General features: G+C 44.8%; 20 protein-coding genes. 17 read left to right on the forward strand and 3 right to left on the reverse strand.

What is annotated here, in order from left to right:
• On the reverse strand, window positions 1–161 hold a 161-nt coding region (locus KQI32_RS13615), incomplete at its 3' end, for a helix-turn-helix domain-containing protein (RefSeq protein WP_216424129.1).
• 30 nt (window positions 162–191) lie between these two features.
• On the opposite strand from KQI32_RS13615, the gene KQI32_RS03985 reads away from it, so the two are divergent.
• From KQI32_RS03985 to KQI32_RS04005, 5 genes are all read left to right on the forward strand, one after another.
• The gene (locus KQI32_RS03985; protein WP_216424066.1) at window positions 192–779 is read left to right on the forward strand and encodes a hypothetical protein; all 588 of its coding nucleotides are present in this window, start codon (window positions 192–194) and stop codon (window positions 777–779) included.
• Window positions 780–788: 9 nt separating this feature from the next.
• On the forward strand, window positions 789–1,163 hold the full coding sequence (locus KQI32_RS03990) for a hypothetical protein (protein WP_216424067.1): 375 nt from the start codon (window positions 789–791) through the stop codon (window positions 1,161–1,163).
• Between the two features lie 157 nt (window positions 1,164–1,320).
• Window positions 1,321–2,019, forward strand: coding sequence for a hypothetical protein (locus KQI32_RS03995; protein WP_216424068.1), 699 nt, complete (start codon window positions 1,321–1,323; stop codon window positions 2,017–2,019).
• Between the two features lie 103 nt (window positions 2,020–2,122).
• On the forward strand, window positions 2,123–2,503 hold the full coding sequence (locus KQI32_RS04000) for a DUF4329 domain-containing protein (RefSeq protein WP_216424069.1): 381 nt from the start codon (window positions 2,123–2,125) through the stop codon (window positions 2,501–2,503).
• Window positions 2,504–2,654: 151 nt separating this feature from the next.
• Window positions 2,655–4,181 carry a sodium:solute symporter gene (locus KQI32_RS04005; protein WP_216424070.1) on the forward strand — a complete coding sequence of 509 codons (1,527 nt, stop codon included), beginning with the start codon at window positions 2,655–2,657 and terminating at the stop codon, window positions 4,179–4,181.
• Between the two features lie 122 nt (window positions 4,182–4,303).
• Here the strand turns inward: KQI32_RS04005 and KQI32_RS04010 are convergent, their stop codons facing one another.
• Together KQI32_RS04010 and KQI32_RS04015 are read right to left on the reverse strand one after the other, a co-directional pair.
• Window positions 4,304–5,155 (reverse strand): class II fructose-1,6-bisphosphate aldolase, encoded by an 852-nt coding sequence (locus tag KQI32_RS04010; protein ID WP_177692086.1) that lies wholly within the window; start codon window positions 5,153–5,155, stop codon window positions 4,304–4,306.
• 16 nt (window positions 5,156–5,171) lie between these two features.
• Entirely contained in the window at window positions 5,172–5,765 is a 594-nt protein-coding gene (locus KQI32_RS04015) for a hypothetical protein (RefSeq protein ID WP_177692087.1), read from the reverse strand.
• Between the two features lie 227 nt (window positions 5,766–5,992).
• Here KQI32_RS04015 and secG point away from each other — a divergent pair, with 227 nt between their 5' ends.
• The 12 genes from secG to KQI32_RS04075 all read left to right on the forward strand — a co-directional run bounded on the left by secG (window position 5,993) and on the right by KQI32_RS04075 (window position 19,568).
• Entirely contained in the window at window positions 5,993–6,235 is a 243-nt protein-coding gene (gene secG / locus KQI32_RS04020) for a preprotein translocase subunit SecG (protein WP_177692088.1), read from the forward strand.
• Between the two features lie 148 nt (window positions 6,236–6,383).
• Window positions 6,384–8,492, forward strand: a complete 2,109-nt coding sequence (gene rnr, locus KQI32_RS04025; protein ID WP_216424071.1) for a ribonuclease R — start codon at window positions 6,384–6,386, stop codon at window positions 8,490–8,492.
• 438 nt (window positions 8,493–8,930) lie between these two features.
• Window positions 8,931–9,800, forward strand: a complete 870-nt coding sequence (locus tag KQI32_RS04030; RefSeq protein ID WP_216424130.1) for a class I SAM-dependent methyltransferase — start codon at window positions 8,931–8,933, stop codon at window positions 9,798–9,800.
• 33 nt (window positions 9,801–9,833) lie between these two features.
• A complete protein-coding gene (locus KQI32_RS04035; protein ID WP_177692090.1) occupies window positions 9,834–10,694 on the forward strand; it encodes an energy-coupling factor transporter ATPase in 861 nt (286 codons plus the stop codon).
• Complete coding sequence (locus KQI32_RS04040) at window positions 10,685–11,551, forward strand: energy-coupling factor transporter ATPase (protein WP_177692091.1); 867 nt, start codon at window positions 10,685–10,687, stop codon at window positions 11,549–11,551. Before KQI32_RS04035 ends, KQI32_RS04040 begins: the two co-directional genes overlap by 10 nt.
• Entirely contained in the window at window positions 11,545–12,363 is an 819-nt protein-coding gene (locus KQI32_RS04045) for an energy-coupling factor transporter transmembrane protein EcfT (protein ID WP_177692092.1), read from the forward strand. Before KQI32_RS04040 ends, KQI32_RS04045 begins: the two co-directional genes overlap by 7 nt.
• A gap of 7 nt (window positions 12,364–12,370) precedes the next feature.
• Window positions 12,371–13,132: a tRNA pseudouridine(38-40) synthase TruA gene (gene truA / locus KQI32_RS04050; protein ID WP_177692093.1), complete on the forward strand. Its 762-nt coding sequence runs from the start codon at window positions 12,371–12,373 to the stop codon at window positions 13,130–13,132.
• 6 nt (window positions 13,133–13,138) lie between these two features.
• Complete coding sequence (locus KQI32_RS04055) at window positions 13,139–14,341, forward strand: DUF5711 family protein (RefSeq protein WP_216424072.1); 1,203 nt, start codon at window positions 13,139–13,141, stop codon at window positions 14,339–14,341.
• Between the two features lie 58 nt (window positions 14,342–14,399).
• Entirely contained in the window at window positions 14,400–15,062 is a 663-nt protein-coding gene (locus KQI32_RS04060) for a CvpA family protein (protein ID WP_177692095.1), read from the forward strand.
• 268 nt (window positions 15,063–15,330) lie between these two features.
• Window positions 15,331–16,254: a magnesium transporter CorA family protein gene (locus KQI32_RS04065; protein ID WP_216424073.1), complete on the forward strand. Its 924-nt coding sequence runs from the start codon at window positions 15,331–15,333 to the stop codon at window positions 16,252–16,254.
• A 65-nt stretch (window positions 16,255–16,319) separates the two neighbouring features.
• On the forward strand, window positions 16,320–17,765 hold the full coding sequence (gene rho / locus KQI32_RS04070; RefSeq protein ID WP_216424074.1) for a transcription termination factor Rho: 1,446 nt from the start codon (window positions 16,320–16,322) through the stop codon (window positions 17,763–17,765).
• Between the two features lie 45 nt (window positions 17,766–17,810).
• On the forward strand, window positions 17,811–19,568 hold the full coding sequence (locus KQI32_RS04075) for an NFACT family protein (protein WP_216424075.1): 1,758 nt from the start codon (window positions 17,811–17,813) through the stop codon (window positions 19,566–19,568).
• Window positions 19,569–19,832: the final 264 nt, after the last annotated feature.

The following is a 19,832-nucleotide window of genomic DNA, read 5'->3' on the forward strand; positions in this document are numbered from 1 at the left end:
TCATCGATTTTGATTTCAGAGTATTGTTTTACCCAGCGGCTGATGGCTGTGAGGGAGATGCCGTATTCTTTTGCAAGCTGTGTTTGCGTCTTACCATTTTGATGGAGCGTGACAATGCTTTTCTTGAAATTTTCATCATATTTTCTTTGTGAAGTTGACATACAAATACCTCCTTGTAGGGTGTGTAAAAAATGATATCATATTTTATATTTTCTGTCTACTTTTTTAATATAACACCAGATAATCTTGAGAAGCAAGGATATAATATAGGCAATATGAAACAAGAGGTTGAAGAATTGGCAAATGTAGTTCGTGCGATAGGCGATAAACAAAAAATACCTTCAACACAGGTTAAATTAAATGATAAAGTGTATAAAAATTTAACAAGTACAGAAGCTGTGCTTTTTTATACAAACCCGACGCAAGGAGTAATTGTAGGATTAGCTGCTGATAGCGCTATTAGTACTACAAAATCAGAGTATGGTCATAATAATGACAGCACAATTGCTAATGCATTTCAGCATGCTTTATGGAATGCAATATCGGTTGCTAGCGGAGCAGGAAGCGAGTTTACAAGATTATTTACGAATGCTCATGAGTATGGTATACCTGATAATTTTAATGATATAGCAGCTCTCAATAGAACAAAAATGGATTTATTTCATAATGGCGTGGGGCGCTATCAAGGAAGTCTTTGTTATTCAGAGCATAGAGTTGCAGAGGCAATTAAAAGGATAAAAGAGAGAGCGAATAATGGCGGATTAATCTATCTTGAATAGGGGAAAATTATGAAAAAAATTTTTTTAAGTTTAGTTAGTATAATTTTTATAGTGATTTTATCATTTATATTATTATTATGTTACAGACATATGCAAATAGATGATAATACTAATATTATTTTGACGGAATTTTCTATAGAAGTATGGAATGAAAATCCAGATAGTAGAATTTATATCGTAAATGATCTGGAACACAAATATGATATAATTTCTATGAATAAAAATGAAATTTTAAACTTATTAGGACAAAACCAATGTGTAGTATCTAATGATCATATAACCTATACATTAGGAAAAAAGAAAGAAGATTTATTTTTAAGCTATTATAGAATCGATTTCAATGAATATGATGTAGTTATAAAAACGAGTATATATCAAGATTAATATTGAAAATGCCAAGCGACAGTTCTATTGACATCCTTAGAATTGCCAGTTTTCTGAAGTTATCAATAGCACCGCCTCTTTGATACATTAACCGAAAATACATTGCGAGCAGAACACGGACTTACTAACCAGACGGCATATTAAGGAGATGATTACGATGAAAAAATTGATAATCGCAGTTGTTGCAATAATGTATCTTTTAGGGATGATAAATGTGTATGCTGATAATTCTTGTGTTTTAGAAATTAGGACTATGCTAAATCAGTTAAATATTCTTGACGAAAGTGGTTTTTCTAATCCTGACGCAATTACCCGCGAAGAATGTTTGGTTACGATTATGAGAGTGATTGGAGTAACTGATGAGGAAATAGAAAAACTGAATGGTGCTGATTTGATTTCCTTTGCGGACACAGCTGCTTTTTCATATTTTGGATGTGCAGATTTAGCTGGAATTGCATACGGCGAGGAATGTGTGGTTGATTATCCGACAGAAAGAACATCGCACACATTAAAAAATACGGATTTTTTCTTCTTCCCCAAACGGGCAGTTACTACAAAAGAATGTTTAGCGTTTATGATTAGATGCCTGCAATCTGACAAAGCAGACTTTGATTTAATCCTTGAAAAAGCGAAAGATCATGGACTGATGAATGATAAAGATGATTTTATTCAAAATCCAAATTCCATTATCAGCCAAGACGATTTTTTTGTACTGCTTGAAAGGTTTTTACATCAAAAAAGATATAAGTATTACGACAGAGTGGACAACAGATTTAGAATGGACGGATATATTGATGAGGAACAAAGCATGACATATTTAGAATTTTTAACACAGAGGCAAATGGCTGAACAATAATAAAAATTTTCCATTATGGGGCAGAGCAATCTGCCCCATAAGAGAAAAAAGTTAAAAACAACAAAATCAAGCATTTATAAAGAGGTTTGTATAACTACCGATTATGTTTGTTGATCCGAGTGGACTAGCACCATTTGATCATTTTTCATCAGCCGACGAAGCAGCAGACTTTGGACTGTATATTGGACAGAAGTCTATTGATGATAAAGAAGAATATTTTTTGTTCATTTTTATGGGCATTGATGAAGATGGAAATGAGTATTTCTATTATGATGAGCCAAGAAATGATTATGAAATACATGAAGAGAGAAGCACAGGTTTTTATTTTAAAGAGTTTGACTCTGATGCCATTGCGATAACGCATACACATGGATCATACGATGCTAATACGGGAAATACAAAAGATGGATTTTCTTCACCAGGAAATGTGGCGCCTGAAAAAAATACTCATTTTCTGAAACTGTTGTTAGAACAGTCCCTCTGATACCTGCCGCTTTGATAGTTTGTGTTTGAAAAAACAATAAAAAGACTTTCCTTTTCTGACAAAGTATGATAAAATATTTTTTGTAGTACGCACACTGGTGCGTGTAGGGTTATATCAATATGTAAAAAATGGAGAAGGACGGTAGGTAAAAATGGTACAGACTGTATCGATTGTCGCATTATGTCTCTTTGCGATTCTAATGGTGGCGGTGGGCGTTATCAGCTCAAAGCATACCAAAACAATGGATGGCTTCTTGCTTGGAGGCCGGAAAATCGGGGCATGGGTTTCAGCCTTTGCTTATGGCACATCCTATTTTTCAGCAGTTATCTTCGTAGGTTATGCGGGAAAACATGGCTGGGATATTGGCTTTGCAAGCATTTGGATCGGCGTTGGAAACGCCATACTGGGATGTCTGCTGGCATGGCTTCTGCTGGCAAAACGCACCCGTTCCATGACACACACTTTGAATGTGAAAACAATGCCGGAATTTTTTGAGGGGCGTTACCATTGTACCGGCATGAAAATATATGCGGCTATCATTATTTTTATTTTTCTGGTTCCCTATTCCGCCGCAGTCTATAAAGGGCTCGGCTCAATGTTCAACGCGGTTTTTCCATCGGTTTCCGTGACCGTTTGGATTTTGATTGTAGCTGTTCTGACCGCTGTTTATTTGGTGTTGGGCGGCTATGTAGCAACCGCTTACACGGATTTTATACAGGGGATTATCATGATATTCGGCGTGATTGCGATGGTGATTGCGATTGTGATGAATCCAGCTGTCGGCGGATTTTCGGAAGGGATTGCAAAAATCAAAGCCATCGATCCCATGCTGACAAATATATGGGGCGGAGATAACTGGAAGTTTTTATGCACAAATATATTGCTCACCAGCTTTGGAACTTGGGGATTGCCCCAGATGGTAAACAAATACTATGCGATTAAGGATGAGAAAGCGATTAAGACGGCAACCGTGGTCTCAGCGCTTTTTGCTTTGATTATTGGATGCGGTGCATATTTTATCGGTTCACTTTCCCGTCTGCTTTTGAACAATCAGCTGCCCCAGGGCGGGCATGACGCTGTCATTCCTTCCATGCTGATGCAGGCTTTGGGCGGCAGCAATCTGATTACCAATATCATTCTTGCCGTTATACTGCTTTTGCTGCTTTCCGCTTCTATGTCTACACTGGCTTCGGTTGTATTGACCTCGGCATCGGCGATATCGGTGGATTTGATTCCTACGGTAAAAAAGAACTATTCAGCAAAGCATCAGATGGCGCTGACACGCTTCCTGTGCTTCCTCTTTGTGGGCTTATCCTTCTGGTTTGCCACGATGAATTTGGCGATTATCGTATCGATTATGTCTTTTTCCTGGGGGGGTGTATCCGGTTGCTTCATCGGTCCTTATCTCTGGGGAATCTACTCCAAAAAGGTTACGAAAGCGGGTTCATGGGCCGGGATGCTTGGCGGTCTTGTGACAGTCGGCGGAATGCTACTGTTTGATATGATGACAAGCCCTCAATTGGCAAACGGACTCAACGCTGCATTCAAAGCGGCAAGTGCGAATGCTCCTACATATGGGGTTGCGGCAATGGCGGTTTCCCTGCTCATTGTTCCTCTTGTCAGCCTGTTTACCAAAAAATTACCGGAAGAGTATTTGGAAAAGGTTTTTAAAAATTAGTTTCTGCAGGGATAAAAATATCTTATCAAACAAGTGAGATTTAAAAGGCAAAATGATAATGGCAGGCACAAAAAAGGCGCCGCTCAAAATTATTTGAGCGGCGCCTTTTGAACCGTTTGAAATTACGCTTTATTGCAGGAACCGAACATTTCGATTTTGCTCATAACAACCTTTTTCATATTTGCCATGGAAGCTGTCAGCAGTTTTCTGGGATCGTATTCTTCCGGTTTGTTCTGGAAAACTTCTTTCAGAGCATCGGAGAAAGCGACACGGATATCGGTGTCAATATTGATTTTGTTAACGCCCAGTTTCGTTGCTTCGCGAATCTGATCTTCCGGAACGCCGGACGCTCCGTGAAGAACGATCGGGATGTTGACCAGTTTTTTGATCTCCTGCAGTCTGTCAAGATCCAGTTTCGGGATCCCTTTGTATTTTCCGTGGGCGGTACCGATGGAAATCGCCAGGGAATCAACGTCGGTTTCTTTTACGAAAGTGACCGCTTCCTGCGGATCGGTATAGAATGCGTCCTTCTCGGAAACGGAAATATTGTCCTCTACACCGCTGAGTCTGCCCAGCTCCGCTTCAACGGAAACGCCGACAGCTCTTGCGACTTTGATAATTTCGCTTGTCACAGCAATGTTTTCTTCCAGCGGATGGTGGGAGCCGTCAATCATAACGGATGTCCAGCCATTCCGGATACAGCCGATAATGGTTTCATAGGTTGTCCCATGATCCAGGTGCAGTGCAACCGGAACAGGTGTTTTGTCAGCCAGCACCTTAACAATAGCGGACAATTCCTGGAAGCCTGCATATTTGATTGCGCTTTCAGATGTCTGTAAAATAACCGGCGCTTTGCACTCGGATGCAGCGTCAAGCACAGCCTTTGCAATTTCCAGATTGCTGATGTTGAACGCGCCGACAGCATAGTTGTTTTTGTGTGCGTGCTGTAAAATCTCTTTTCCTGTAACTAACATTGTGTTACCTCCAAAATTATTTATTTTCTAATGTTTTTAAAAAGTTATCCACTTCATCCAAAGGAATGGGCTTGCACTTGTGACAGGATTTGCAGATGATATAGATATCACAGTCGTTGTAGGCAAGGGTGAGATCGGGTTCCTCACAGCTGCATATCTGAAAGCAGTCCTTTTCCTTGTCCAAAAGGTGAATGCTTTTACAGGTATTGTATAGGAGCTCCAGATCCATTCCCTTGGCGGGCGATTCATTTTTTATCTGCTGCAATTCCTCATTAATATATTCTGTCACGCATTGCTCGATTCTATCAGCTTCCCCGATAAATAAAATATTAGCCTCGTAAAAGGGACACGAAAAAATCAAAGGTTCCCCGCTCCAGAACTGGCTTTGGGAAACGGTGAAGGCATGCTTTTCCATACAGATAGGGCAGTCCATATCAAGTTTAAAGGTTTTTGTTGTATTCTTCGTGATTTCAAGCTGGGAGCCCTTGCAGCTGCACTCCAGCTTCTGTTTCCTGGAACCCGAAAACACAAAGGCGTTCAGGCTGAAAAAGGAGTATTCGCCGCAGGAGGAGCACATATACGCGACAGCTGTTTTCTTATCGATACTCATACTGGTTCTCCTTTGGTTCTGTCACACAAGTGTTTTGGATTTTTGCCAACAACTTTGTCTTAACTTTATCAATTTATTATAGCTCAAATATGCATATTATGCAATTGTTTTTTCAAATTACCTCCCATTTACGGCAGGAAAACACAAAACATTTGAATTTATGCTTGTATTTTTGTGCGGAATGTGATAAAATAGCAAAAGCAATATTGATTAGTGGAGGTGTGAAGATGGAAGTCGCAAAGACCGTACTTTTGATTGTACAGATCATTGTCGCATTGTTTTTGATTGTTACTGTTCTGTTGCAGCACGGAAACAGCTATGGCTTATCCGGAAGTATTGCCGGCGGTGCTGAAACATTTTTCGGAAAAAATAAGGGCCGTACGATAGACGGTATGTTAAAGAAGATGACAGAGATTTCCGCAGTATTGTTTGTGGTTATTTCACTTGTTTTGGCATATTTATTAAAGTAATCAAAAAGCTCCGCTTTGGAAGGCGGAGCTTTTTTGATATTTTCTTGATATCTTGATAGATAGAAAAAATGTGTTTTTCAAAACGGTTTTACATATAACTAAAATTGAGATAGCTTCTTAAGATTTTACAGAAAAAAGAGGAATTGGAATGGATAGAAAACAAAAAGTATTTGAATTTATAAAGGAGACAAGAAATACTCCTCTGCGCTTGGACGAGCTGATGGCAGTGCTTGAGGTTCCGGAAAGCGACAAGGAAGAATTCACAGAGGTTTTAAGGCAGCTTTTGCGGGAGGATAAGCTCCACTTGACCAAAAAGAAACGGTATGCTTATAACGAGAAAGGCGACTGTCACAAGGCGAAATTTGTAGGACATGACAAGGGATTTGGATTTGCCGAGCTTCTGGAAGAGGAAGGACAGGATATTTTTATCAAAAGCGATTGTGTCAACGGCGCAATGAACGGCGACACCGTTCTGATTAAAATTGTCAGGCAGGCAACGGAAGACAGGCGAAGCGAAGGGGAGGTTGTGGAAATTCTGGAGCGTGCCAATACACGTTTAGTCGGCACCTTTCAAAAATGTAAGAACTTTGGATTCGTGATTGCGGATGAAAAGAAAATGAATATGGACATCTATATCCCGTCCAAAGGGATAAACGGCGCGAAAAACGGACAGAAAGTGGTCTGCCGTTTAACCCAGTACGGAGGAAAAAACAAGAAGCCGGAGGGGAAAATTGTTGAGGTGATCGGTTTTCCGGATGAAGCGGACAACGATATTTTATCGGTCATCAAGCAGTATGGGCTGTCCGAGGAATTCCCCAAAAAGGTTATGGCGGAGGCAAAGCGCGTCAGTAAAATCAGTGATGAGGATAAAAAGGGACGTCTGGATTTGACCGGGGAGACCATTATCACCATCGACGGCGATGACGCGAAGGATTTGGACGATGCCATTTCTTTGAAAAAACTGGAAAACGGAGATTATTATCTGGGCGTGCACATTGCGGATGTCAGCCATTATGTGCGGGACAAATCCCAGCTGGACAAGGAGGCGTTTGAGCGGGGAACGAGCGTCTATCTGGTGGATCGGGTGATTCCGATGCTGCCGCGGGAGCTTTCCAACGGCATCTGCAGCTTGAACCCTCACGAGGACAGACTGGCAATGAGCACTTTCATGACGATCGATCAAAGCGGAAAGGTGAAGGATCATCAGGTACATCCGTCGGTCATCCGATCCTGCCACCGGATGACTTACCGGAATGTGACAAGAATTCTTGAGGGAGATTCCGGGGAGGACCTGAAGCAATACAAGGATATTGAGCCGATGCTGTTTCAGATGAAGGAACTTGCCATGCTGCTGCGGGAAAAACGCAGGGCCCGGGGAAGCCTGGATTTCAATTTTCCGGAGTGTAAGGTGGAGCTGGACGAGAATAACCGGCCTGTCGGTATATATAAATATGAACTGAGTATTTCCAATTTTATCATTGAAGAGTTTATGCTGATTACCAATGAAACCATTGCGGAATATGTTTTCTGGCAAAACAAGCCTTTTGTATACCGCATTCATGAGGAACCGGAATCCGAGAAAATGCAGAAATTTTTCATTCTGGTGAAAAACTTGGGATACCGCATCAAAATGCCAAAGGAGATAAAGCCCCGGCAGCTTCTGGAGATTTTAGAGCTGTGCAAGGGAAAAAAGGAAGAAAAAATCATTTCCACTATCATGCTGCGCTCTTTAATGAAAGCAAAATATTCCCCTGAGAACAAAGGGCATTATGGGCTTGCGGCAAAGTATTACTGTCATTTCACCTCTCCTATCCGGCGGTATCCGGACTTGATTATCCACCGGATCTTGAAGCTTATTCTGGAGAATAAAATGGAGGGTGAGGCGCTTGCCAGATATCAGGCGCTGACCGAACGGGCGGCTCTGCAGTCCTCCGATCGGGAAATGATTGCCGACAATGCGGAGCGGGATACACAGGATATCAAGAAAGCGGAATACATGCAGCAGTTTATCGGGGAAGAGATGGAAGGAATCATCTCCTCCGTTACCGGTTTCGGCATTTTTGTGGAACTGGAAAACACCATTGAAGGATTGATTCGCTATGCGGATATTGAGGGAGAGTTTTTTGATTTTATCGAAACGAACTACACGGCGGTCGGAAAGCGCACCGGCAAAACCTTTTCCATCGGCGATCGGGTGCGGGTACGCGTCAAGGCAGCTTCACCAGCTTTGCGGCAAATTGACTTTGAATTATTGTAAGAAAGAATCATAAAAATTTCTTTCAAAACCATTATGGTTGTGGTATAATAAAATCAAATTGAAAAGATAGGAATCTTTTCAATTGCTTGCAAGGCAAGCTTTTTGCATTTGTAAAATACAAAAATGATTTTGATTACACCGAAAATACTGCCGTGTTGTCAAGCATGACAACGGCGCGAATGTTTTCGCGCACTCAAAACTTCGTTTTGACGGCAGATTTATGGTATAATAACCTCATAGACCTCTAAAACATTGAAAATGTTAAGAGGTTTGGAGAACGATTGAATCACAATACTGCGGCGACATTCCGCCGCCTTCATTGTTGTGGTATCATAATTTTTAATAATACACAGTTGGAAAATAGTGAGCAAAGCAAGCGTGTGTTTTTCGGAATGAAAAATTTTTTATAATATCAAGAATTGCAGAGGTTGGCATATGATGTGGCTTTCAGACGAATGGAAAGATTATGAGATTCTGGACACGGCGGACGGAGAAAAGCTGGAACGGTGGGGCAATTTTACCTGCATCCGTCCGGATCCTCAGGTAATCTGGTCTTACCGCAATGCAAAAGAAAAATGGCACCGGGTTTCCGGCAAGTATATCCGCAGCAAAAAGGGCGGGGGAAATTGGGAGATCTACGACGAAAAAATGCCTCAGAGCTGGAAAATAAATTATAAGGATTTGAAATTTATCGTGCGGCCCACCGGCTTTAAGCATACTGGATTGTTTCCAGAGCAGGCCTGCAACTGGGATTTTGCGCGGGAGAAAATCGCGGGTGCGAACCGCCCGATCAAGGTTTTGAATCTCTTCGGCTATACCGGCGGCGCGACGGTAGCGGCTCTGAAGGCGGGGGCGCAGGTCTGCCATGTGGACGCCTCCAAAGGGATGGTGGCCTGGGCAAAGGATAACGTTGCGGCGAACGGGCTTCAGGAGAAACCGGTCCGCTATATTGTGGATGACGCTGTAAAATTTGTAGAGCGGGAAATCCGCCGCGGCAGTTTTTACGAAGCGGTCATCATGGATCCCCCCTCTTATGGCAGGGGACCAAAAGGAGAGATATGGACGCTGGAAGATAAAATTTTCGATCTGGTGGAACTGTGTTCCCGGGTTCTCTCGGACAAACCGCTGTTTTTTATCATCAATTCTTATACCACCGGTCTTGCACCGAATGTGTTGTACAATATATTGATGATGACAGTGGGCAGGCGTTTTTCCTGCAAGGTGGAGGCCAACGAAATCGGTCTTCCGATTTCGGACAGCCCGTATGTGCTGCCTTGCGGTTCTACCGGAAGATGCGTGTTTCTGTAGAACGTAATTTCATACAATTTGGAGTTGAAGCAATTGGAAGAAATCATTCAAGCCATGGATCTTTCCTATCAGTATATGAATGAGGATGAGGAAAGCGTTCTGGTTCTAGATCATTTAAACATCACGGTGCCCAAGGGACAGTTTTTGTCTGTTCTGGGGCACAACGGCTCGGGGAAATCCACTTTTGCCAAACATCTGAACGCCATTCTGCTGCCCTGCGGCGGAAAGGTGTACGTGGCCGGGCTGGATACCTCCTGTGAGGAAAAAACATTGGAGGTGCGCCGCAATGTGGGCATGGTATTTCAGAATCCCGACAATCAGATTGTAGCTTCTGTGGTGGAGGAGGACGTGGCTTTCGCCTGCGAGAATCTTGGCGTGCCTCAGGCGGAGATGCGAAAGAGAGTCGATGAGGCTCTGAAATCGGTCGGAATGTATGAGTACCGGGACAGGGCACCTCATATGCTTTCCGGCGGGCAGAAACAGAGGGTGGCAATCGCCGGCATCATCGCGATGCGGCCGGAATGTATTGTTCTGGACGAGCCAACCGCCATGCTGGATCCCATGGGGCGGCAGGAAGTCTTGAAGACGATCAAAAAGCTGAATAAGGATTATGGGCTGACCATTGTGCTTATCACCCATTATATGGAGGAGGCGGCTCTGTCCGACCGGATTATCGTTCTGGAGAAAGGGCAGGTTCTTATCGATGACAAACCGCGGGATGTCTTCAAGAACGTAGCGGTTTTAAAACAGACCGGACTGGACGTCCCGCAAACCACAGAATTATTGTTTGAGCTGCGGCGCGCGGGTATCCATGTGCCTTTTGATAAACTGACCGTTGCGGAATGCGTCGGTGAATTGGAGAAACTGTTAGGGGGAACGGAGAAGTGCTGTTAAAAGTAGAAAACCTGACTCATATTTATATGCCGGATACTACTTTTTCAAAGACTGCGATTGAGAATGTCAGTTTTTCCATTGAAAAAGGAGAATTTATTGGCTTGATTGGCCACAGCGGCTCGGGAAAATCCACTTTGATTCAGCATTTGAATGGGCTGCTTACGCCGACAGAGGGCAAAATATTTTATAACGGCGAGGATATCTGGTCTGACAAAGAGAAAATCAGGCGGATACGTTTTGAGATAGGGCTGGTGTTTCAATATCCCGAGGCACAGCTGTTTGAGGAAACCGTGTATAAGGATATTGCATTCGGACCGAAAAACATGGGCCTTTCGGAGGAAGAAATCAAACAGAGGGTCTATGACGCCTGCGATATTGTGGGAATCCGGGAGGAAATGCTGGAGAAATCTCCGTTTGAACTCTCCGGCGGACAGAAGAGAAGAGTGGCGATTGCCGGTGTTCTGGCGATGAAACCTTCCATTATTATTTTGGACGAGCCGACAGCAGGGCTGGATCCCAAAGGCAGAAATTCGATTTTGAACCGGATTAAGCAGCTGCACGAAAGCTGGGGGATCACCGTTATTCTGGTATCTCACTCGATGGAGGACATTGCGAACAATGCTTCCAGAATTATCGTGATGGATCACGGGAAAATCGTGATGGACGGAGGAACCGAGCAGGTCTTTTCCAGAGTGGATGAACTGGAAAAAATCGGTTTGTCTGTTCCCCAGGTGACAAAGGTATTCTTCGAGCTGAAAAAGGCCGGTTATCCGGTCAACACAAATATACTGACAACCGGGGAAGGACGGGATGAAATCTTGCGTGTGCTGGGGAAACGGGGGGATATGAAATGCTGAAGGACATCACTTTGGGACAGTATTATCCCGCTGATTCTGTTGTACATAAGCTGGATTCCCGAACCAAGATTCTGATCACCCTGCTCTATATGGTGATGATCTTTGTGGTGGATGGCTTTATCGGTTTTGGCGTTCTTTTGTTATTCAACATTTTTTTGCTCTTTCTTTCTAAGATTCCTGCAAAATTCATTTTTAAGGGCTTGAAACCGATCTTGTTTTTTGTGGTATTCACCGTAATCCTGAATATGTTTATGACCGATGGAAAAGTAGCGTTTCGGTTTATTTTCTGGGATGTGACCTATGAGGGTATCTTTACCGCCGTCTTTATGGCGCTTCGGATTATCTTTTTAGTGATCGGGACTTCCTTTTTAACCTATACCACCAGCCCAATCACATTGACAGACGGCATTGAACGGCTGCTGTCCCCTTTTCAGAGAATCGGGGTGCCGGCGCATGAACTTGCCATGATGATGAGCATCGCGCTGCGCTTTATTCCCACACTGATTGAGGAGACGGACAAAATCATGAAGGCGCAGAAAGCCAGAGGCGCGGATTTTGAGACAGGGAGTTTGATTAAGAGGGGGAAAAATCTGGTTCCGATTCTTGTGCCCCTGTTTATCAGCGCTTTCCGGCGTGCCGAAGATCTTGCCACCGCTATGGAGGCGAGATGCTATAACGGCGGCGAGAACCGCACCAGGCTCAAAGAGCTCAAGTATACCAGGCTGGACGCGTACGCCTGGGGCTTCATGCTCTTGCTGTTTGCTTTGATTCTTATCATCCGGATCATTGGATTCGATATCAGAGGGTTTTAAGAAAAGAATGAGAAATTTATTATTTCGCTGTTCCTTTGCAGGAACAAATTACTTTGGCTTCCAAAAACAAAAACGGTTTATCAGTATTGAGGAAACGCTGGAAAAGGCTTTTATGGAACAGACCGGCGAGCAGGTAACCGTCATAGGCTGCGGGCGTACCGACGCCAGAGTGCATGCTATGAATTTTTATTTCAATGTGACAACAAATTCCGGAATTCCAGAAGAACGCTTCCCGCTGGCATTAAACTGTATTCTTCCTGATGACATTGCAGTTCATGAATGCAGGGAGGTACCCATGGAATTCCATGCCAGATACCATACGAAGGGAAAGACCTATCTGTATCAGATTTGGAACGATAGAACCCGCAATGCGCTTCTGGCAGACCGCGCTTACTTCTATCCCGGCGAGGTGGATGTGGAGAAGATGCGGCGGGCAGGGCAAGATCTTTGCGGCACACATGATTTTTCCGCTTTTATGGCGGCGGGCGCGCAGGTGAAGTCTCCGATCCGCACCATCTATGATTTGACCGTGGAAAAAAGCGGTCCGATGATATCCATTGAGGTGACTGGAAACGGCTTTTTGTACAATATGGTGCGGATTATAGCGGGAACTCTTCTGAAAATCGGACGCGGCTCCTTTCCGGAAGACTGCATTCCGGGTATTCTGGAAGGAAGGGACCGGCGAAAGGCGGGCTCTACCGCGCCGCCTCAGGGGCTTTATCTGAAAGAGGTATATTACGATATTTCGAAATTTGAGAACAGGCGGTGAGACAAATTGGACGAACAGGATAGAATCAATGAACAGAAAAATGAAGAATTCTTACAGAACCGCCGGCTGCAGAAGGAAAAACGCCTGCGCCGCCGCCGTGTTACAACGGGGGTTCTCATTGTATTGATTGTTCTGATCTCTTTGGGCGCTTACCTGATCACCTCCAATCAATTTATACGGGGGATGCTGTACCACGATTTGAATCAAAAGGCTGCAGTGAATATACCGGTGGACGGCAGTTTCGTCACCGAGTATGACGTCTTTTCGCAGCATGTGATAAGCTGCTCCAAAAATGGCATAAAAGCGTATGATTTGAACGGAAAAGCCGCCTGGGAAGCCACTTTCAGCAATCTAACGACCCAGATGGTTTCGTTCAATGCTCCGGTTCTGCGTACAGGGGAGAGCCACTGCATCGTTTATGACAGGGGCGGAAAAAGCATTATCAAATTTAATCAGCGAAGCGTATCTCCAGTCATAACCACCGATTACAATATCATTTTTGCAAAGCTGTTTGACAATGGGTATATTGCCGCGGTGACAGAGGATTCCGGTTCCAAGGAACAGGTCAAAATTTATGATAAAGACGGTCAGGAGATTTTTATATGGCATTCCGGGGAAAGCAATATTTTGGACGCGGCCCTTTCGGACAACGGGCAGAGCCTTGTCATTTCTTCCGTGGATATCACAAGCGGAAAGCTGAACAATCATTTAACGTTTTTTCAGATTACACAGCCGGAGCCTTACGCTCGGTCGGCAAAAGAAAATATGCTTTTGACGAATCTGAAATTCTATAATGGGAATAAAAATATTGTGGGCGTCTCGGATACCAGTGTTATCCACTTTAATGAAAAAGGGGATACGGTTTACAGCTATGATTATGAAGGACGTGAGCTCTCCGCTTTTCAGTACTTAAACGGCGGCGAAGTGGCTTTGGTGTTCAACAGCAATTACGAGAGCAAATACCGCATCGTTATTGTCGATGAAAAAGGCATAGAAAAAGGAGTGTATGTATCGGATAAGGAGATCGGGAACCTATCCTTTGACGGCCGAAATATCATCGCTAACGTAAAAAAAGGGTTTCATGTTGTCAGCCGAAACGGCAAGGAGCTGCGGCGTCAGGAAATTTCCAAGGATATCAAAAAAGTGCTCTCCGGAGGAAAGGGAAAGATTGTCCTGGTGGGCACCACCGAGATTGATATTGTAAATTAAATCGATTTCCCAGATGTTACGTTCAACTCCTAATGCTTATGAGGGAAAGGAGCGCTGTATGCCTTTTACCATTACAGGAATTAGTATTCTTCTTATCATTCTCGGCTTTACCGTTTACGGGATCAAGGCCGGGCTGATCCGCGCGGTCTTCAGCCTGTTTTCCATCTTTTTCACCACGGTGTTTACCTGGCTTATTTATCCGTGGGTTGCCGGGCTTCTGATGAACACGCCTCTGTTTAACGGTATCCGTGACTGGATTTTTCATTCCCTTGATTCCAATCAGCAGATGGCGCAGTCCATGCCGGAATTCTTTCAAAATCTGCCCGGTTTTCTGCGCAATTCTGTGGAAAAAGCGGTGACGCAGACAACGGACAGCATTCTTGTTTACTGTGCGGAAGCACTTGCTGTTTTAACCATCAATGTCATCAGCATCCTGTTGCTTTTTGTGGGGATTCGTCTTTTGATTACTCTGGTGAAAAAAATCGGAAAAGCTGTCAATAAAGTCAAAATTATCGGGCCGGTTAATTCGTTTTTAGGCGGGATTTTCGGTTGTGTCCAGGGGATTATTGTGGTATACTTAATCATAATGGTGATATCTTATCTTCCAACGACCAAGGCTTATGAGGTTGTGCGGGATGATTTGCAGGTATCGGCTGTGGGCAGAATACTGTATAATGAGCGGATAACGCTCTTTGGGATGAAGCCCAGATATCCTCTGTAATACATAAAAACAAACAGGATTTTTCTCTGTATGCTTTTGCTGGGAAGGTTTATACCGTCCGGCAGAGCGTTTCTGTTGCATTTCTGAATGGCTGGGAATAATTGTTCTCGCCCTTTGCCAGCGGCAAAGGGCAAAAAATATATGAGATAAAAAAGTTTTTCATTCTGAAAAACGCAGCCGCGCTTCGCACGCTGTTTTTTGAAACATGCAATTGCGCATGATTCCGCGCAATTTTTGATGTTATAAAAAAGAAAAGAAGGTGAGACGAATGTACTACATCTACAAGTCAAACAATGGCAGGATTGAAGAAATCAATACATTTGAACCAGGTTGCTGGATAAATATGGTGGCTCCTTCCTCACAGGAACTGGAGTTGATGGTCAGGCAGTTTCATGTGGATCCCTCTTTCCTGAATGCCGCATTGGACGTGGAGGAGACTTCGCGTATTGAAGCGGAGGACGGGCAGACTTTGATCGTAGTGGACGTTCCGACCACCGAAAAGGAAGAGCAGAAGGTTATTTTCGAGACGCTGCCTTTGGGGGTCATCACGACGGAGAGCTGTATCATTACCGTCTGCACCAAGGATACCTCAGTGGTGAACGGTTTTGTGACCGGCCAGGTGCGCAATGTGCACACCCACATGAAGACCCGGTTCATTCTGCAGATTTTGTATCGGGTGGCAACCCGTTTTCTGTTCTACCTCAAACAGATTGACCGCATCAGCAAGAATGTGGAAAAACAGCTCCACCGTTCCCTGCGAAACAAAGAGCTCATCCTGCTTTTGGATTTGGAGAAAAGCCTTGTGTTCTTCTCCACCTCTCTCAAAGCGAATGAGATCACTATGGAACGGATGCGCCGGGGAAGGTTTGTCAAGATGTATGAGGAGGATGATGAACTGATGGAGGATGTTCTGATAGAAACCAAGCAGGCGATTGAGATGTCCAACATTTATTCCAGCGTCCTGAGCGGAACAATGGACGCCTTTGCATCGGTTATCTCCAACAACTTGAATATCGTGATGAAGGTGCTGACCTCCATCACAATTCTGATGGCGATTCCAACGATGATATCCAGCTTTTATGGAATGAATGTGGAAGGGCTGCCGGTACCGCATTTTTGGTTTCCCATTGTATTGTCTCTTGCAATCACCGGCATAGCAGCTATTTTTCTTGCGAAAAAAGACATGTTTTAAAATAAAAGAATCATTCGTGAGGTTTCCCGTATTTCGGAAGATGCGGGAGGGAAAGGAATAACTTTATGTTTTCTGTGAAGGAGATTGAAAACTATAAGATTGATGAACTCAAGGCGTATGCCAAAGAGTTAAAAATCAAAGGAAGCTCCAAGTTAAAAAAGGAGGAGCTGAAAACGCTTATCCGAGAAACCGTGGAAAAGCAATACGCCGAAGGATCCCCCCGGAAGGGGAAGACACCCAAAGCAGATGAAGAAAAAGGTTCCATTGAAAAGGAAACTTTAAAAAAAGAGCCGGCTTTGCAGGAAACAGCGGAAAAGGAAAGAAGAATAAAACCGGAGGAAAAAACGGTGAAAGCCGAGAAGGCGGCATTTGTCTTTCAGAAACCGCAGGAGCAGCCAAAGGACAACGACCACGTGGGCGGGATTCTCGAGGTGCTGGAGGACGGATACGGATTTCTGCGGGGCGATAACTATCTGTCCTGTCCCGATGATATTTTTGTGTCTCCGACCTTTATCCGCAAATTTAATTTGAAGACGGGCGACTGGCTGAAGGGAAAAGCGCGGATGCAGAGGGAGGGCGAAAAATTTGCGGCTCTCATCTATATCGACAGCATTAACGGCGATCCGCCGGTGTCTGCCATCCGAAGGGTTCCTTTTGAACAGCTCACGCCGATTTATCCCAACGAGAGACTCCGGCTGGAAGCAAAATCCAACGCCTTTGCCATGCGGATGATTGATCTGATTGCCCCGATCGGCAAGGGACAGAGAGGTTTGATTGTGGCGCCGCCAAAGGCGGGAAAAACCACTCTGCTCAAAGATATTGCCAACAGCATCAAGCACAATCATCCCGAGGTGCTTTTGATTGTGCTTCTGATTGATGAACGTCCGGAGGAAGTGACGGATATCAAGCGCAGTGTGGACGCGGAAGTCATTTACTCCACCTTTGACGAACTGCCGGAAAACCACACCATCGTTGCGGAAATGGTGTTGGAGCGGGCGAAGCGTTTGGTGGAACACAAAAAGGACGTGGTGATTCTTCTTGACAGTCTGACCCGTTTGGCAAGGGCGTACAACCTGACGGTTGCCCCCTCCAGCAGAACCCTGTCCGGCGGCTTGGATCCGGCGGCTTTGCACAAGCCGAAAAAATTCTTCGGCGCTGCCCGGAATATTGAGAACGGCGGCTCTTTGACCATTCTGGCCACCGCGTTGGTGGACACTGGAAGCCGGATGGACGATGTGGTATTCGAGGAGTTTAAAGGCACCGGAAATATGGAGGTTCATCTGGATCGGAGACTTTCAGAGAAAAGAGTGTTCCCGGCTATCGATATCAACCGTTCCGGTACGCGAAAAGAGGATTTACTGTTGGATTCCAATGAATTGCAGGCTATCTGGGCAATCCGTAAAGCACTTTACGGTCAGAACGTGATGGAAGTGACGGAGAATGTCATCAGCCGTCTGGTCTGTACCAAGGATAACAAGGAATTTGTAGATAATTTGAGACGATCCTTCTAAGGATTTTTTGATGGAGCCGCTTGGGCGGCGGAATGGAGAAATACTATGGCATTTGACGGCGTGGTGCTGCACGCGGTAAAGACAGAACTGACGGAAAAACTGCTGGGGGGCAGAGTGGACAAAGTCTACCAGCCGGAGAGCGACGAGATTGTGCTGCTCATCCGCAACGGCGGAGAAAACTATAAATTGTTTTTGAGTGCGGACGCAAACTATCCCCGGATTCATCTGACCGATGAAAGCTTCAAGAATCCGGCCTCCCCTCCCTTGTTCTGCATGCTTTTGCGAAAGCATCTGGGCTCGGGGAAAATAACCGGAATCCGTCAGATAAAATCAGACCGAATCCTCTGTATCTGTGTGGAAACCTATAATGAACTGGGCGATCTTTGTGAGAAATCTTTGTATATTGAGATCATGGGGCGGCACAGCAACATTATCCTGGTCAGCGAAAAGGGGCTGGTCATCGACTCCATCAAGCGGGTTGATCTGACGGTTTCCAGCAAACGCCAGCTTCTGCCAGGCCTTTTTTATGAGACGGCACCCGCGCAGGATAAGCTGGATTTTCTGGACTATGACACGGCGGAGCTGAAGGAAGCTCTCTTGATAAAAGAGGATATCCGCGCGGACAAATTTGCCATGGAGACCTTTCTGGGTGTTTCTCCGGTGGTATCCCGCGAGATCGCTTACCGTGCTTTCGGTACCTTCCAGGAGATCCTCACCTCCGACAATATGTCCGGCAGGGCGAGGCTGATGACCGAAGCGGAAGCCTTTTTTCAGGATATGAAAGACGGAAGATTTCACCCGTGCATCGTGTCAGAGCAGGGAATGCCGAAATATTTTTCCTGTGTGGAGCTGACACAGTATAGGGAAGGCTTTTCCACTGCTTATTCGGATTCCGTGAGCGGGATGGTGGATACTTTTTACCGCCGGCTGCACTTGAAGCGGAAGATGAATCAGCGCAGCCATGATCTGCAGAAGCATTTAAACAGCCAGATGGAAAAGCTGGAAAAGAAAATCGGCATTCACTCCCAAACCCTTTTCGATGCGTCGGACAAGGAAAAATACCGTCTTTACGGCGAGCTTATCACCGCCAACATGTACCGCTTAAAGGGCGGTGAAAAGGAACTGGAAGCGGAAAACTATTATGAAGGGAATCAGAAAATTGTGATTCCGCTGAATGAAAACAGTTCACCTGCACAGAATTCCCAACGGTATTATAAACGCTATCAGAAGATGAAAACGGCGGAAGAAATGGCTGCTAAGCAGCTGGAAAAAGCAAAGAAAGAACTGTTTTATCTGGAAAGCGTACAGAATTCTTTTGCGTGGATTACCACCCAGGATGAGATCGATGAGATAGCGGAGGAGCTTGCGCAGGCGGGGTACCTCAAAGCGAAAAGCGGGAAAAAGAAAAAGCTGGCCAAAACCGCCTATCAGGAGTTTGTCAGCAGTGATGGATTCCCGATTTTGGTGGGGAAAAACAACCGTCAAAATGATGAATTGAGTTTTAAAATCGCGCGCCCAAGGGATCTGTGGCTTCATGTAAAAACCTATCCCGGATCCCACACCCTGGTGGTAACCAATGGACTTGCGGTACCGGATACGACCTTGTACGAGGCGGCCGTTCTGGCGGCGATCCATTCCAAAGCGAACACCTCGGGCAAAGTGGAGATTGATTATACCGAGATTAAATTTGTGAAAAAACCGCCGGGTGCAAAACCGGGCATGGTGACCTACAGCAACTTTAAAACCATACTGGTACCGCCCGATGTCTCTGTGATGGAGCGCTGCGGGAAGAAAACAAAATAGATAAAAGAGAAACGAATTCTCTCCGAAAAAAATGCCTCTCAATCAAATTGAGAGGCCAAGGTGGAGGTTATATTGTGTTCAATAAGGGGCATTCGCCCATTATTCAACGGTTTCAGCGGATGAAATCCCGCTGAAAAATGAAGGGGTAAACCACTTCATTGAGTTATAACTGCGGGCAAGATGGCCCCCGCCTCTTAAGCATTAGAGAGTAGAACACAATATGGTTTCCACAGGCAAATTTTCCGCAATCCTGCGTCAAAATGC

It is taken from the genome of Acetivibrio sp. MSJd-27 (assembly GCF_018918095.1).
Classification (GTDB): domain Bacteria; phylum Bacillota; class Clostridia; order UMGS1840; family HGM11507; genus HGM11507.